Origin of the sequence: Serratia sp. 1D1416 (assembly GCF_003641105.1) — a bacterium.
In the GTDB taxonomy this organism is placed as follows: Bacteria; Pseudomonadota; Gammaproteobacteria; order Enterobacterales; family Enterobacteriaceae; genus Serratia; species Serratia ficaria.
Map to the genome: position 1 here is coordinate 1,913,257 of NZ_CP032738.1, position 14,926 is coordinate 1,928,182.

Consider the following 14,926-nt stretch of genomic DNA (forward strand, 5'->3'; position numbering starts at 1 on the left):
AATCGAATGAAAGAACTCGTTTTACCTCTGCCGGATGAGGCAGCGACTGTCGCATTGGGCGCCGCCTTGGCCAAGGCGTGCGATCGCGCCAGCGTAATCTATCTTTACGGTGACCTGGGCGCCGGTAAAACCACCTTCAGCCGTGGTTTTCTGCAGGCATTGGGTCACCGGGGCAATGTGAAAAGCCCGACCTATACGCTGGTGGAGCCGTATGCGCTGGCGCCGCTGGCGGTTTATCACTTCGATCTGTATCGCTTGGCCGATCCGGAAGAACTCGAATTTATGGGCATTCGCGATTATTTTGCGCAGGATGCCATTTGCCTGGTCGAATGGCCGCAACAGGGCACCGGCGTGCTGCCGGATCCGGATCTGGAGCTGCATCTCAGCTATCAGGATCAGGGCAGAGAAGCGAAGATTCAGGCGGTTTCCGCTTATGGCAGCCAGCTTTTAGACCGTATTCACGGGCCACAGGGATGACGCCGCAATGACGTATGCGTTGAGAAAACTAGTCTTAATCGCCTTTATCGCCGTACTGGGGCCCTTGGGCGCGGCCAGTGCATTGGCCTCATCGCTGTCCGACATCAAGGTGTCGAATGCCCAGCGCGAAGCGACGGTCTCGGTGAGCTTCAACGGCCCGCCGGATTATGCTTTCTTCCCGCTGCACGGGCCGGAACGCGTGGTGCTGGACGTCAATCAGCCGGGCAAGGTCGGCGGCCTGCCGCTGAACTTCAGCGGGCAGAACCTGGTGAAGAGCATCCGCTCCAGCGCGCCGAAAGACGCGCAAAGCGTGCGTCTGGTGTTTGATTTGACCCAGCGAGCCAAGACCCGCGTAGCGACGCGCCAGAACGGCGGCGCGTATACCGTGGTGTTCACCATCGCCGCCGAGGGCGGCGCAAAAACCAACCTGGTGCGCAAGGCACCGGCCCCTGCGCCGGTTGCGGTCAGCCAGCCGCCGCGTCAGGCGCCGGCGGTGGTCAGCGAGCCGCCGGTGCGCAAAGCGCCAAGCGGCGCCAATCCGTTCACCAACAAACCGACCGTGGTTTCCGGCACCGCCTCTGAGGTGACGCCGCGCAGCAGCCGCGTATCCGCCGGCTCGGGCGACCGGGTGGTGGTGGCGATCGACGCCGGCCACGGCGGGCAGGATCCGGGCGCCATTGGCCCGAACGGGCTGAAAGAGAAGAATGTCACTATCGCCATTGCGCGCCGCCTGCAGGCGATGCTGAATGACGATCCGCTGTTCAAGCCGGTGCTGACGCGCAACGGCGACTACTTCATCTCGGTGATGGGCCGTTCAGACGTGGCGCGCAAGCAGGGCGCCAACGTGCTGGTTTCGATCCACGCCGACGCCGCGCCGAACCGCAGCGCGAATGGGGCCTCGGTCTGGGTGCTGTCCAACCGGCGCGCCAACAGCGAAATGGCCGGCTGGCTCGAACAGCACGAGAAACAGTCCGAACTGCTCGGCGGCGCAGGCGACCTGCTGGCCAACAGCCAGGCTGACCCTTATCTGAGCCAGGCGGTGCTGGATCTGCAGTTCGGCCATTCGCAGCGCGTGGGCTACGACGTGGCGGTGAAAGTGCTGCAACAGATGCAGAGCGTCGGTTCATTGCATAAACGCCGGCCGGAGCACGCCAGTCTGGGCGTATTGCGTTCGCCGGATATTCCATCGCTGCTGGTGGAAACAGGATTTATCAGTAATAGCACGGAGGAGCGGCTGCTGGGCAGTAGCGCGTATCAGGAGAAGATTGCCAGGGCCATCCATAGCGGCCTGCGCAATTATTTCCTGGCGCATCCGCTACAAGCCGACCCAAAGGTGGAAAACCGACCGCTGGACGTCGCAGCGGCGGTTAACTCCTCAACACCAGACGTCAGTACCCCCGCGCCGATCGTCAGTTCGGCCGGCGCAGGCCGCAGCGTTAGCGGCAAGACCCGGATCCACGTGGTGAAGCGGGCGGAAACGCTGTCCGGCATCGCCGACAGCTACGGCACTTCCATGGCCGCGCTGCGTGACCTGAACAAACTGAAAAAAGACGGCGTATGGGTCGGCCAACGTCTCAAGGTGCCGGCGGGGAAAACCGCCGCCGTCGCCAAGGCGAAAGCGCCGGCGCAGAAACCGTCTAAACATAAAGTGACTCGCGGTGATACGCTGTCGTCTATAGCTTCACGTTATGGCGTCAGCGTCAGCGATCTGAAGCGGGTCAATAAATTGAAGTCGGACGTCGCGCCGCTGGATCGGACGCTGACCATTCCGCAGGCCTAGCGCCATCATCACAGGAGTCAGCATGCCTATCCAGGTGTTACCGCCACAGCTCGCCAACCAGATTGCCGCCGGGGAAGTGGTCGAACGACCGGCGTCGGTGGTGAAGGAGCTGGTGGAAAACAGCCTGGACGCCGGCGCAACGCGCATCGATATCGACATCGAGCGCGGCGGCGCCAGGCTGATCCGCATTCGCGACAACGGCTGCGGCATCGGCAAGGACGACCTGGCGCTGGCGCTGGCGCGCCACGCCACCAGTAAAATCAGCACGCTCGACGATCTGGAAGCCATCGTCAGCCTCGGTTTCCGCGGCGAAGCGCTGGCCAGCATCAGCTCGGTCTCCCGCCTGACCCTGACCTCACGCACCGCAGAACAGGCCGAAGCCTGGCAGGCCTACGCCGAAGGCCGCGAGCAGGCGGTGACGGTAAAACCCGCCGCGCACCCGATCGGCAGCACGCTGGAAGTGCTCGACCTGTTTTACAATACCCCGGCGCGCCGCAAGTTCATGCGCACCGAAAAAACCGAATTCGGCCATATCGATGAAGTGGTGCGGCGTATCGCGCTGGCGCGCTTCGATGTGGCGATCAACCTCAGCCACAACGGCAAGCTGATTCGCCAATACCGCGCGGCGAAAGAGGAAAGCCAGCATGAACGCCGGCTGGGCAGCATCTGCGGCCCGGCGTTTTTGCAGCACGCGCTGAATATCTCCTGGCAGCACGGCGATCTGACCATTCGCGGCTGGGTGGCGGACCCGGCCGGCGCGCGCCAGCTGGGGGAGATGCAGTATTGCTACGTCAACAGCCGCATGATGCGCGATCGCCTGATCAACCACGCCATCCGCCAGGCCTATCAGGACCAGCTCAAGGACGACCAGCAGCCCGCCTATGTGCTGTATCTGGAGGTGGATCCGCATCAGGTGGACGTTAACGTCCACCCGGCCAAGCACGAGGTGCGTTTCCATCAGGCGCGGCTGGTGCACGATTTTATTTATCAGGCGGTGACCACCGTGCTGCAGCAGACCGGTTCAGCGCCGCTGGCGCTGGCCGAGACGTCGGACGAAGAGGCGGCGCCGACCTGGCAGCCGGAAAACCGCATCGCCGCCGGCGGCAACCATTTTTCTCAGCCCGCGCCGCGGCGCGAAACGCCACCGCCGGCGGCGCCCGCCCGCGAGCGTGCGCCGCAGCCGCCTTATCCGGCGGGGAGCGGCTACCAGAAGCGCGAAGGCGAGCTGTACGGCAAGCTGCTGCAGGCCGCGGAGCCGCAACCGCAGGAACCCGCGCCGAAGCCGCCGCTGTTCCCGCCGGTGAAGCCGGCAGCGGAAACGCCGCTGGCGGGCGGCCAGCACAGCTTTGGCCGGGTGCTGATGATCTACCCGCCGTGCTACGCGCTGATCGAACGCCAGCATCAGCCGGTGTTGCTCAACCTGCCGGTGGCGGAGCGCTGGCTGCGCCAGGCGCAGCTCAATCCGCCGGAAGGGGGGCTGCGGCCGCAGCCGCTGCTGATCCCCATCAAGCTGACGCTGAACAAAAATGAAGCGGCGGCGATCGCGCGCCATCAGGCGCTGTTGGCCACCATGGGGCTGGATCTGCAGGCGGGGAGCGGCCGTGTGACGCTGCGCGCAGTGCCTTTACCATTACGCCAACAAAATTTACAAAAACTGATACCCGAGCTGTTAGGCTATCTGGCCGAGCATCAGGAGATGTCGCCCGCGGTGCTGGCCACCTGGATCGCCCGCCGTTTAGGCGGCGAACATGAGCAGTGGAACACCTCGCAAGCGATACAATTGCTGACCGACGTTGAACGACTTTGCCCGCAGCTGGTCAAATCGCCACCGAGCGGACTTTTACAACCCGTTGATTTACAGGCTGCACTGGCGGCCCTTAAGCATGACTGACACTGAAATGACACCACGTCCCCCGGCTATTTTTATCATGGGGCCGACCGCCTCGGGCAAGACCGCGCTGGCGATCGCGCTGCGCCAACGTCTGCCGGTGGAACTGATCAGCGTGGATTCCGCGCTGATTTATCGCGGCATGGATATCGGCACCGCCAAGCCGAGCGCAGAAGAGCTGGCGCAGGCGCCGCACCGTTTGATCGACATTCGCGATCCGGCGCAGGCCTATTCGGCGGCGGATTTTCGCGCCGACGCGCTGCAAGAAATGGCCGACATCACCGCGGCCGGGCGCATCCCGCTGCTGGTGGGCGGCACCATGCTGTATTTCAAGGCGCTGCTGGAGGGATTATCGCCGCTGCCTTCCGCCGATCCGGCGGTGCGCGAGCGTATAGAACAGCAGGCGGCGGAGCAGGGCTGGGAGGCTTTGCACCGCCGGTTACAGGAGATTGACCCGGTTGCGGCATTAAGAATTCATCCGAATGATCCGCAGAGACTGTCCAGAGCACTGGAAGTTTTTTTTATTTCGGGTAAAACTTTAACGGAACTGACTAAAATTTCGGGTGAATCGTTGCCGTATCATGTTCACCAATTTGCGATAGCGCCGTCCAGCCGTGAGTTGATCCATCAACGCATCGCGCAGCGGTACCATCAAATGTTGGCGGCGGGCTTTGAGACGGAAGCGCGTGCACTTTTTGCACGGGGTGATTTGCATACGGATTTGCCTTCCATTCGCTGTGTCGGTTACCGCCAGATGTGGTCATATTTGTCTGGCGAAATTAGTTACGATGAGATGGTTTATCGTGGTATTTGCGCAACGCGTCAGTTGGCCAAGCGCCAAATGACCTGGTTACGGGGCTGGAACTCGGTACATTGGCTGGACAGCGAGAAGCCGGGAGAGGCTTTGGACTCGGTAATACAGGTTGTTAGTGCATAGGTCGAGTGATTGTGTACAATTGATGAGTATTCAGCGCGCAAATTTTTTACGTCGTTTATTTTAGAGCCGACAGGTTCTTAGTTACAAACAACAAGCAAATAAGGAAAAGATAGAATGGCTAAGGGGCAATCTTTGCAAGATCCGTTCCTGAACGCATTGCGTCGTGAACGTGTTCCGGTTTCTATTTATTTGGTGAATGGTATTAAGCTGCAAGGCCAGATTGAGTCTTTTGACCAGTTTGTCATCCTGTTGAAAAACACGGTGAGCCAGATGGTTTATAAGCACGCTATCTCTACCGTTGTCCCGTCACGCCCGGTTTCGCACCACAGCAACAACCCGAGCGGCGGCACCAGTAACTATCACCATGGTAACAACCCGTCTGCGCCGCAACAGCCGCAGCAGGAAAGCGATGACGCTGAATAAAGCGCGTTGCAAGTCAACCATGACGGGGAGCATAAGCAGCCGTGCGCTGTTTATGTCCCCCGCACTAGCGGTTTGTGTCCGTTTGAGAGGTTGCACGCTTGTTTGACCGTTATGAAGCCGGTGAGCAGGCCGTACTGGTTCATATCTATTTCTCGCAAGACAAAGATACCGAAGATCTCAGTGAGTTCGAATCCCTGGTGTCCTCGGCGGGTGTCGAAGCTTTGCAAGTGGTGACTGGTAGCCGCAAAGCCCCGCATCCCAAGTACTTTGTAGGTGAAGGAAAGGCCGAAGAAATTGCAGATGCGGTAAAAGCCAGTGGCGCGTCTGTTGTCCTGTTTGATCACTCCCTTTCCCCGGCGCAGGAGAGAAACCTTGAGCGCCTGTGTGAATGCCGGGTGATCGATCGCACCGGGTTGATTCTAGACATCTTTGCCCAGCGTGCCCGTACCCATGAAGGTAAGCTGCAGGTAGAGCTGGCGCAGTTGCGCCACATCGCCACGCGTCTGGTGCGCGGCTGGACGCACCTGGAGCGCCAAAAAGGGGGGATTGGCCTGCGCGGGCCGGGGGAAACCCAATTAGAGACCGACCGTCGTTTGTTGCGCGATCGCATCAGCTTGATTCTGCGCCGCCTGGAGCGGGTAGAGAAGCAGCGTGAACAAGGCCGACGGGCGCGTACCCGTGCAGATGTGCCGACCGTATCGCTGGTGGGCTACACCAACGCCGGCAAATCCACCCTGTTTAACCGAATAACGTCTGCCGAGGTCTATGCGGCGGACCAGCTATTTGCCACCCTGGATCCCACCCTGCGGCGCATCGACGTGGCGGACGTGGGCGATACCGTGTTGGCGGATACCGTAGGCTTTATCCGGCACCTGCCGCACGACCTGGTGGCCGCCTTCAAGGCGACGCTGCAGGAAACGCGCCAGGCGTCTCTGCTGCTGCATGTCATCGACGCCGCGGATGCTCGCGTCGATGAAAACATGGAAGCGGTCAATACCGTGCTGGCGGAGATTGATTCGGATGAGATCCCTACACTGTTAGTGATGAACAAAATAGATATGCTGGATGACTTTGTCCCGCGTATCGACCGCAACGACGAAAACTTACCGATCCGGGTGTGGCTGTCCGCCGCCAGCGGAGAAGGTATCCCGTTGCTGTATCAGGCGTTGACGGAGCGCTTATCGGGGGAAATCGCGCATTATGAGCTGCGCTTACCGCCACAGGCAGGCCGTCTTCGTAGCCGTTTTTACCAGCTTCAGGCAATTGAGAAAGAGTGGAACGAAGAAGACGGCAGCATCGGCGTGGTGGTGCGTATGCCCATCGTCGAGTGGCGCCGCCTCTGTAAACAGGAACAGGACCTGATTAGCTTTATCGTATGATCATATCCTGTTACATTTATGCTTCGCGTAAGCCTGAAGTACCCAATCACAGAATATGGAGCTAAAACATGGCGTGGAATCAGCCCGGTAATAACGGACAGGACCGCGACCCGTGGGGGAGCAGCAATAATAATGGCGGCAACTCTGGCGGTAACAACAAAGGCGGTCGTGATCAAGGACCACCTGATTTGGACGATATCTTCCGCAAGCTGAGCAAGAAATTGAGCGGCCTGGGCGGGGGCAAAGGCTCCAGCGGCAATAGCGGCGGCACCGGCACCTCTGGTCCGGGCTTCAGCGGCCGCATTATCGGTATCGCGGCGGTCGCCGTGGTGGTGATCTGGGCCGCCAGCGGCTTCTACACCATCAAGGAAGCCGAACGCGGCGTGGTGACGCGCTTTGGCAAGTTCAGCCACCTGGTGCAGCCGGGCCTGAACTGGAAGCCGACCTTCATCGACGAAGTGCGCCCGGTCAACGTGGAATCGGTGCGTGAACTGGCGGCGTCCGGCGTGATGCTGACCTCCGACGAGAACGTGGTGCGCGTGGAAATGAACGTGCAGTACCGCGTGACCAATCCGGAAGCCTATCTGTTCAGCGTAGTGAATGCCGACGACAGCCTGAGCCAGGCGACCGACAGCGCCCTGCGCGGCGTGATCGGCAAGTACTCGATGGACCGCATCCTGACCGAAGGCCGTACCGTGGTGCGTAACGATACTCAACGCATGCTGGAAGAGACCATTCGTCCTTACAACATGGGCATCACGCTGCTGGACGTCAACTTCCAGGCGGCGCGTCCGCCGGAAGAGGTCAAAGCGTCGTTCGATGACGCCATCGCCGCGCGTGAGAACGAGCAGCAGTACATCCGTGAGGCGGAAGCTTACGCCAACGAAGTGCAGCCGCGTGCGAACGGCCAGGCGCAGCGCCTGCTGGAAGACTCCAAGGCGTACAAAGACCGTACCATCCTGGAAGCCCAGGGTGAGGTGGCCAGCTTCGCCAAGCTGCTGCCGGAATACAAATCCGCCCCGGAAATTACCCGCGAGCGCCTGTATATCGAAACCATGCAGAAAGTCCTGAGCCATACCCGTAAGGTGCTGGTGAGCGACAAAGGCAACAATCTGATGATGTTACCGCTGGATCAAATGCTGCGCGGCCAGGCCAATGCGGCGGACGGCGGCAATAAGGACTCTAGCCTGATTCGCCTCAACCCCGCCCCGTCTGCCAACGGCGGCTCCAGCAGCCAACGCACCGGCAACGGCTCGGTCATGGACCAACGCCGGGCGAATGCGCAGCGTGACGACACCACTCGCGTAGGGAGAGAGTAATCAATGCGTAAGTCTTTTGTAGTTATCGTCCTCGTGGTGCTGGTGGCGCTGTACGCTTCACTGTTCGTGGTGCAGGAAGGCCAACGCGGCATCGTGCTGCGCTTCGGCAAGGTACTGCGCGACAGCGAAAACAAACCGCTGGTGTATGCGCCGGGTCTGCACTTCAAGATCCCGTTTATTGAAACCGTGAAGAACCTGGATGCGCGTATCCAGACCATGGACAACCAGGCCGATCGTTTCGTGACCAGCGAGAAGAAAGACCTGATCGTCGACTCCTACCTGAAGTGGCGCATCAGCGATTTCAGCCGTTACTATCTGGCGACCGGCGGCGGCGACGTCTCCCAGGCCGAAGTGCTGCTGAAGCGTAAATTCAGCGACCGTCTGCGTTCCGAGATCGGCCGTCTGGACGTGAAAGACATCGTGACCGACTCGCGCGGCAAGCTGATGTCAGACGTGCGCGACGCGCTGAACACCGGCACCGTGGGTGATGGCGAAGAAGTGGCGACCACCGAAGCCGATGACGCTATCGCCTCCGCAGCGGCGCGCGTTGAGCGGGAAACCACCGGCAAACAGCCGCAGGTTAACCCGAACAGCATGGCGGCGCTGGGTATCGAAGTGATCGACGTGCGCATCAAGCAGATCAACCTGCCGGCCGAAGTGTCCGACGCCATCTACCAGCGTATGCGCGCCGAGCGTGAAGCGGTAGCCCGTCGTCTGCGTTCGCAGGGTCAGGAAGAAGCCGAGAAGCTGCGCGCCAGCGCGGATTACGAAGTGACCCGTACTCTGGCGGAGGCCGAGCGCCAGGCCCGTATCAACCGCGGTGAAGGCGACGCCGAAGCGGCCAAGCTGTTCGCCAACGCGTTCAGCCAGGATCCGGACTTCTACGCCTTTATCCGTAGCCTGCGTGCTTATGAAGCCAGCTTCAAGAACAACCAGGACGTGATGGTACTGAGCCCGGACAGCGATTTCTTCCGCTATATGAAATCGCCTGAATCCACGCGCAAGTAACCGCGACAGGTAAATTATCGGGGGCCCGTTTAATCGCGGGCCCTTTGTTGTTTTGGGGGATGCATGAATTCAACGATCTGGCTGGCGCTTGGGCTGGTTCTGGTGCTGGAAGGGCTGGGGCCGATGCTGTTTCCACAGGCGTGGCGCAAAATGATCCTGGCGATGAGCCAATTGCCGGACGCCACGCTGCGGCGATTTGGCGGCGGAATAGTGGTTGCGGGCTGCGTGATCTACTACATGTTGCGCAGTCGCACCGGGGTTTAAAGTTTAGACTAAAAATTACGCAATCGTATGCTAAAAGTGCTGAAAATCGAAAATTACGGTGGTAGAATCCATTTTTAAGCAACCGGTGATTTTGAAAAATGGGTAAGAACGTCGTCGTACTGGGCACCCAATGGGGTGACGAAGGTAAGGGCAAGGTCGTAGACCTGCTGACTGAACGGGCTCAATATGTTGTGCGCTACCAAGGTGGCCATAACGCTGGCCACACTCTGGTTATTAACGGTGAAAAAACCGTCCTTCATTTAATTCCTTCAGGCATCCTGCGTGAAAACGTCACCAGCATCATCGGCAACGGTGTGGTTCTGGCGCCAGACGCGTTGATGAAGGAAATGGGTGAACTCGAAGCGCGCGGCATCCCGGTACGCGAACGTCTGTTACTGTCCGAAGCCTGTCCGCTGATCCTGCCTTACCACGTCGCGTTGGACAACGCGCGTGAGAAAGCGCGCGGCGCGAAAGCCATCGGCACCACCGGTCGCGGCATCGGCCCGGCTTACGAAGATAAAGTGGCTCGCCGCGGTCTGCGCGTCAGCGACCTGTTCAACAAAGAAACCTTCGCCGTTAAGCTGAAGGAAATCGTTGAATACCACAACTTCCAGCTGGTCAACTACTACAAAGCCGAAGCCGTGGATTACCAGGCCACCCTGGACTACGTGCTGTCTATCGCCGACATCCTGACCGGCATGGTGGTAGACGTTTCCGAACTGCTGGACGGCGCGCGCAAGCGTGGCGACCTGATCATGTTCGAAGGCGCTCAGGGCACCCTGCTGGATATCGACCACGGTACCTATCCGTACGTGACCTCTTCCAACACCACCGCCGGCGGCGTGGCGACGGGTTCAGGCATTGGTCCGCGTTATGTGGATTACGTGCTGGGCATCGTTAAAGCTTACTCCACTCGCGTGGGTGCGGGTCCGTTCCCGACCGAACTGTTCGACGAAACCGGCGAATACCTGTGCAAGCAGGGCAACGAATTCGGCGCCACGACCGGCCGTCGTCGTCGCACTGGCTGGCTGGACGCGGTGGCGGTTCGCCGCGCAGTGCAGATCAACTCGCTGTCCGGCTTCTGCCTGACCAAGCTGGACGTGCTGGACGGCTTGAAAGAAGTGAAGATCTGCGTGGGCTATCGCATGCCGGACGGCCGCGAAATGACCACCACTCCGCTGGCTGCCGAAGGTTGGGAAGGTATCGAACCTATCTACGAAAGCATGCCGGGCTGGAGCGAAACCACCTTTGGCGTGAAAGAGCACGACAAGCTGCCACAGGCGGCGCTGGACTACATCAAGCGCATCGAAGAACTGACCGGCGTACCGGTAGACATTATCTCTACTGGCCCGGACCGTAGCGAAACCATGATCCTGCGCGACCCGTTCGACGCATAATCTGGCTTTTTGCCATAAACGAACCGGGCGCGTCCCGGTTTGTTTTTATCGTTTGTTCTCCCCATTTGCGGTTTCACGTCAAAAAATCCTTTCTTAATCCCGTCTCAGAGCCTGTCATGCGCTAAATAATTAGCGGCGAACTCTCCGGCTGGTTTATTATCCAATGAGTAATCTTTTGAAAAATGCCGAAAAGCGGCGTATCAGACGGGTAAAGTGATACCCAGAGGTAGATGTGCAGTTAACAAGTTTTACTGATTATGGCCTGCGGGCGTTGATCTACATGGCTTCGCTGCCACCGGACAAAATGACCAGCATCTCGGAAGTGACCGAGGTCTACGGCGTGTCCCGCAACCATATGGTTAAGATCATCAATCAGTTAAGCCGTGTCGGCTTCGTCACCGCGGTGCGCGGGAAAAACGGCGGCATCCGTTTGGGCAAGCCGGCCGAAACCATTCGCCTCGGCGACGTGGTCAGAGCGCTGGAGCCGCTCTCACTGGTCAACTGCAGCAGTGATTTTTGCCACATAACCCCTGCCTGCCGCCTGAAGCAGGTGCTCCATCAGGGCGTACAGAATTTCCTTGAAGAGCTGGATAACCACACCCTGGCCGATATGGTCGAAGACAATCCGCCGCTCTACAAGCTATTGCTTGTCGAATAAAGCGTCGTTGAGAAGACAAGGCTCAGCGACACCCTGCTGATGACAACGGAGGAACCGCAATGTCACAAGATCCATTCCTGGAACGAGAAGCAGAAAAATATGAATCCCCCATCCCGAGCCGTGAATACATTCTGGCCCATCTGGCGAAACGTGAAACGCCGGCCAGCCGCGAAGAGCTGGCCAAAGAGCTGGGGCTAAGCGGCGAAGAGCCGCTGGAAGCGTTGCGCCGCCGCCTGCGCGCGATGGAGCGTGACGGTCAGTTAATCTTTACCCGCCGCCAGTGCTATGCATTGCCGGAACGCCTGGACCTGCTGCGCGGCACCGTCATCGGCCACCGCGACGGCTATGGTTTCCTGCGCATCGAAGGCAGCAAGGATGACCTGTATCTTTCCGCCGAGCAGATGAAAATGGCGATCCACGGCGACGTGGTGCTGGCGCAGGCGCTGGGCGCCGATCGCAAGGGCCGCCGCGAGGCGCGCATCGTGCGCGTGCTGGTGCCGAAGACCAGCCAGATCGTCGGCCGCTTCTTCATGGACGCCGGCACCGGCTTTGTGGTGCCCGACGACAGCCGCCTGAGCTTCGATATCCTGATCCCGGCCGAGGCCGTCAGCGGCGCGCGCATGGGCTACATGGTGGTGGTGGAGCTGACCCAGCGTCCGACCCGCCGCACCAAGGCGGTCGGCAAGATCGTCGAAATCCTCGGCGACAAGATGGGCACCAGCATGGCGGTGGACATCGCGCTGCGCACCCATGAGATCCCGCATACCTGGCCGCCGCAGGTGGAAAAGCAGGTGGCCGATCTCAGCGAGCAGGTGCCTGAAGCGGCCAAGAAAGGCCGCGTCGATCTGCGCAAGCTGCCGCTGGTGACCATCGACGGCGAAGACGCGCGCGACTTCGATGACGCGGTGTACTGCGAGAAAAAACGCGGCGGCGGCTGGCGCCTGTGGGTGGCCATCGCCGACGTCAGCTACTACGTGCGCCCGCGCACCGCGCTGGATGACGAAGCGCGCAACCGCGGCACCTCGGTGTATTTCCCGTCGCAGGTGATCCCGATGCTGCCGGAAGTGCTGTCCAACGGCCTGTGTTCCCTGAACCCGCAGGTCGATCGCCTGTGCATGGTGTGCGAGATGACCATCTCCGCCCAGGGGCGCCTGTCGACGGCCAAGTTCTACGAAGCGGTGATGAGTTCCCACGCGCGTTTGACCTACAACAAGGTGTGGCACATTCTGCAGGGCGATCAGGAGCTGCGTGAGCATTATCACCCGCTGGTCAAGCACCTGGAAGAGCTGCATACGATGTACAAGGTGCTGGATAAGGCGCGCGCCGAGCGCGGCGGCATCGCCTTCGAAACCGAAGAGGCCAAGTTCATCTTCAACGCCGAACGCCGCATCGAGCGCGTCGAGCCGACGGTGCGCAACGACGCCCACAAGCTGATCGAAGAATGCATGATCATGGCCAACGTCGCGGCGGCGCGCTTCGTCGAGAAGAATAACGAGCCGGCGCTGTATCGCGTGCACGATCGCCCAAGCGACGATCATATCTCCGCGCTGCGCAGCGTGCTGAGCGAATTGGGCCTGACGCTGGGCGGCGGCAACAAGCCGCAACCGAAAGATTACGCCACCCTGATGGACGAAGTGTCCGAACGTCCCGATCATGAAATGTTGCAGACCATGCTGCTGCGTTCGATGAAGCAGGCGATTTACGATCCGGAAAACCGCGGCCACTTTGGTCTGGCGCTGGCCTCTTATGGCCACTTTACCTCGCCAATCCGCCGTTACCCGGACCTGGCGCTGCACCGCGCCATCAAATACCTGCTGGCCAAAGAGCACGGCCAGCCGAAAGAGCGCTGGACGCCGACCGGCGGCTGGCACAGCGAGTTCGAAGAAATGCTGCAGCTGGGCGAGCACTGTTCGATGGCCGAACGCCGCGCCGACGAAGCGACGCGCAACGTCGCCGACTGGCTGAAGTGTGACTTTATGCAGGATCACGTCGGGGAAGTGTTCAACGGCATCATCGCCAGCGTCACCGGCTTCGGCTTCTTCGTGCGCCTGAACGATCTGTTTATCGACGGCCTGGTGCACGTTTCGTCGCTGGATAACGATTACTATCGCTACGATAATATCGGCCAGCGTCTGATCGGCGAATCCTCAGGCATGGTTTATCGCCTGGGCGATACGGTGGAAATCCGCGTTGAAGCGGTGCATATGGACGAGCGCAAAATCGATTTCGCGTTGGTTTCCAGCACCCGCAAACCGCGTGGCGAAGGCAAAACCGAGCGCGATCGCGCCAAGAACGGCGGGCAGCGTACCCTGCGCGACGGGGCCGGCGCCGGCCGCGGCCAGGCGCAACGCAAGCGCCGCGGCGGCAAGCCGCCGGCCAATTTCGAGCCGGACAGCGCGTTCCGCAAAGACGGCGACAAACCCGCCGACAAGGTGAAGAAGGACAAAAAGGCGAAAGCCAAGAAACCGTCCGACAAAACCCGGAAGATAGCGGCGGCGACCAAAGCCAAGCGCGCGTCCAAGAAGAAAGGTGCCGAGCAGGCCTGACCTGCGGCACCTCATTATCACCGGCTGGCAACCGCCAGCCGCACAGTTAAAAGAGCATCATGAGCGAAATTATTTACGGCATCCACGCCGTCAAAGCCCTGTTAGAGCGCGACCCGCAACGCTTCCTGGAAGTGTTTATCCTCAAGGGGCGCGACGATCGCCGCCTGCAGCCGCTGATCGCCGAACTGGAAGCCACCGGCATCGTCATCCAGGTGGCAAACCGCCAATGGCTGGATGAGAAGGTCGAAGGCGCAGTGCACCAAGGGATTATCGCCCGGGTGCGCGAGGGGCGGCAGTACCAGGAAAACGACCTGCCGACGCTGCTGGAAAGCGTTGATACGCCGTTCCTGCTGGTGCTGGATGGCGTAACCGACCCGCATAACCTCGGCGCCTGCCTGCGCAGCGCCGACGCCGCCGGCGTGCACGCGGTGATCGTGCCGCGCGACCGCTCCGCCCAGCTGAACGCCACCGCCAAAAAAGTGGCCTGCGGCGCGGCGGAGAACGTGCCGCTGATCCGCGTCACCAACCTGGCGCGCACCCTGCGCCTGCTGCAGGAAATGAACGTCTGGGTGGTGGGCACCGCCGGCGAAGCCGACCATACGCTGTACCAGAGCAAAATGATCGGCCCGATGGCGCTGGTGATGGGGGCGGAAGGCGAAGGCATGCGCCGCCTGACGCGCGAGCACTGCGACGAGCTGATCAGCATCCCGATGGCCGGCACCGTCTCCTCGCTGAACGTCTCGGTCGCCACCGGCATTTGTCTGTTTGAAGCGGTGCGCCAGCGCAGCTGATTGACCGGCGGGGGCGTTTTCGTCCCCGCCAATCCGCCATCTTGTGATCCCGCCTCAGG

At 60.5% G+C, this 14,926-nt stretch carries 13 protein-coding genes; all 13 read left to right on the forward strand.

The window, feature by feature from the left end; all coding sequences use genetic code 11:
* Window positions 1-6: 6 nt before the first annotated feature.
* The 13 genes from tsaE to rlmB all read left to right on the forward strand — a co-directional run bounded on the left by tsaE (window position 7) and on the right by rlmB (window position 14,867).
* Window positions 7-477 carry a tRNA (adenosine(37)-N6)-threonylcarbamoyltransferase complex ATPase subunit type 1 TsaE gene (gene tsaE / locus D7I37_RS09075; RefSeq protein ID WP_061800499.1) on the forward strand — a complete coding sequence of 157 codons (471 nt, stop codon included), beginning with the start codon at window positions 7-9 and terminating at the stop codon, window positions 475-477.
* Window positions 478-484: 7 nt separating this feature from the next.
* Window positions 485-2,257, forward strand: a complete 1,773-nt coding sequence (gene amiB, locus D7I37_RS09080) for an N-acetylmuramoyl-L-alanine amidase AmiB (protein WP_129543577.1) — start codon at window positions 485-487, stop codon at window positions 2,255-2,257.
* 22 nt (window positions 2,258-2,279) lie between these two features.
* Window positions 2,280-4,148: a DNA mismatch repair endonuclease MutL gene (gene mutL, locus D7I37_RS09085; protein WP_129543578.1), complete on the forward strand. Its 1,869-nt coding sequence runs from the start codon at window positions 2,280-2,282 to the stop codon at window positions 4,146-4,148.
* On the forward strand, window positions 4,141-5,082 hold the full coding sequence (miaA, locus tag D7I37_RS09090) for a tRNA (adenosine(37)-N6)-dimethylallyltransferase MiaA (RefSeq protein WP_061799873.1): 942 nt from the start codon (window positions 4,141-4,143) through the stop codon (window positions 5,080-5,082). Before mutL ends, miaA begins: the two co-directional genes overlap by 8 nt.
* Window positions 5,083-5,196: 114 nt before the next feature.
* Entirely contained in the window at window positions 5,197-5,505 is a 309-nt protein-coding gene (hfq, locus tag D7I37_RS09095) for an RNA chaperone Hfq (RefSeq protein ID WP_004955988.1), read from the forward strand.
* A 98-nt stretch (window positions 5,506-5,603) separates the two neighbouring features.
* The gene (hflX, locus tag D7I37_RS09100) at window positions 5,604-6,884 is read left to right on the forward strand and encodes a ribosome rescue GTPase HflX (RefSeq protein WP_061799875.1); all 1,281 of its coding nucleotides are present in this window, start codon (window positions 5,604-5,606) and stop codon (window positions 6,882-6,884) included.
* 68 nt (window positions 6,885-6,952) lie between these two features.
* Window positions 6,953-8,203, forward strand: a complete 1,251-nt coding sequence (hflK, locus tag D7I37_RS09105; RefSeq protein ID WP_061799876.1) for an FtsH protease activity modulator HflK — start codon at window positions 6,953-6,955, stop codon at window positions 8,201-8,203.
* Window positions 8,204-8,206: 3 nt separating this feature from the next.
* Entirely contained in the window at window positions 8,207-9,211 is a 1,005-nt protein-coding gene (gene hflC, locus D7I37_RS09110; RefSeq protein ID WP_061799878.1) for a protease modulator HflC, read from the forward strand.
* Between the two features lie 63 nt (window positions 9,212-9,274).
* Window positions 9,275-9,475 carry a DUF2065 domain-containing protein gene (locus tag D7I37_RS09115; RefSeq protein ID WP_061799880.1) on the forward strand — a complete coding sequence of 67 codons (201 nt, stop codon included), beginning with the start codon at window positions 9,275-9,277 and terminating at the stop codon, window positions 9,473-9,475.
* Window positions 9,476-9,573: 98 nt separating this feature from the next.
* Window positions 9,574-10,872 (forward strand): adenylosuccinate synthase, encoded by a 1,299-nt coding sequence (locus D7I37_RS09120; RefSeq protein ID WP_061799882.1) that lies wholly within the window; start codon window positions 9,574-9,576, stop codon window positions 10,870-10,872.
* A gap of 232 nt (window positions 10,873-11,104) precedes the next feature.
* Window positions 11,105-11,530 carry a nitric oxide-sensing transcriptional repressor NsrR gene (gene nsrR / locus D7I37_RS09125; RefSeq protein WP_061799884.1) on the forward strand — a complete coding sequence of 142 codons (426 nt, stop codon included), beginning with the start codon at window positions 11,105-11,107 and terminating at the stop codon, window positions 11,528-11,530.
* Between the two features lie 59 nt (window positions 11,531-11,589).
* Window positions 11,590-14,076, forward strand: coding sequence for a ribonuclease R (rnr, locus tag D7I37_RS09130; protein ID WP_061799885.1), 2,487 nt, complete (start codon window positions 11,590-11,592; stop codon window positions 14,074-14,076).
* Window positions 14,077-14,135: 59 nt separating this feature from the next.
* On the forward strand, window positions 14,136-14,867 hold the full coding sequence (gene rlmB / locus D7I37_RS09135) for a 23S rRNA (guanosine(2251)-2'-O)-methyltransferase RlmB (protein ID WP_061799887.1): 732 nt from the start codon (window positions 14,136-14,138) through the stop codon (window positions 14,865-14,867).
* The last annotated feature ends 59 nt before the right edge of the window (window positions 14,868-14,926 follow it).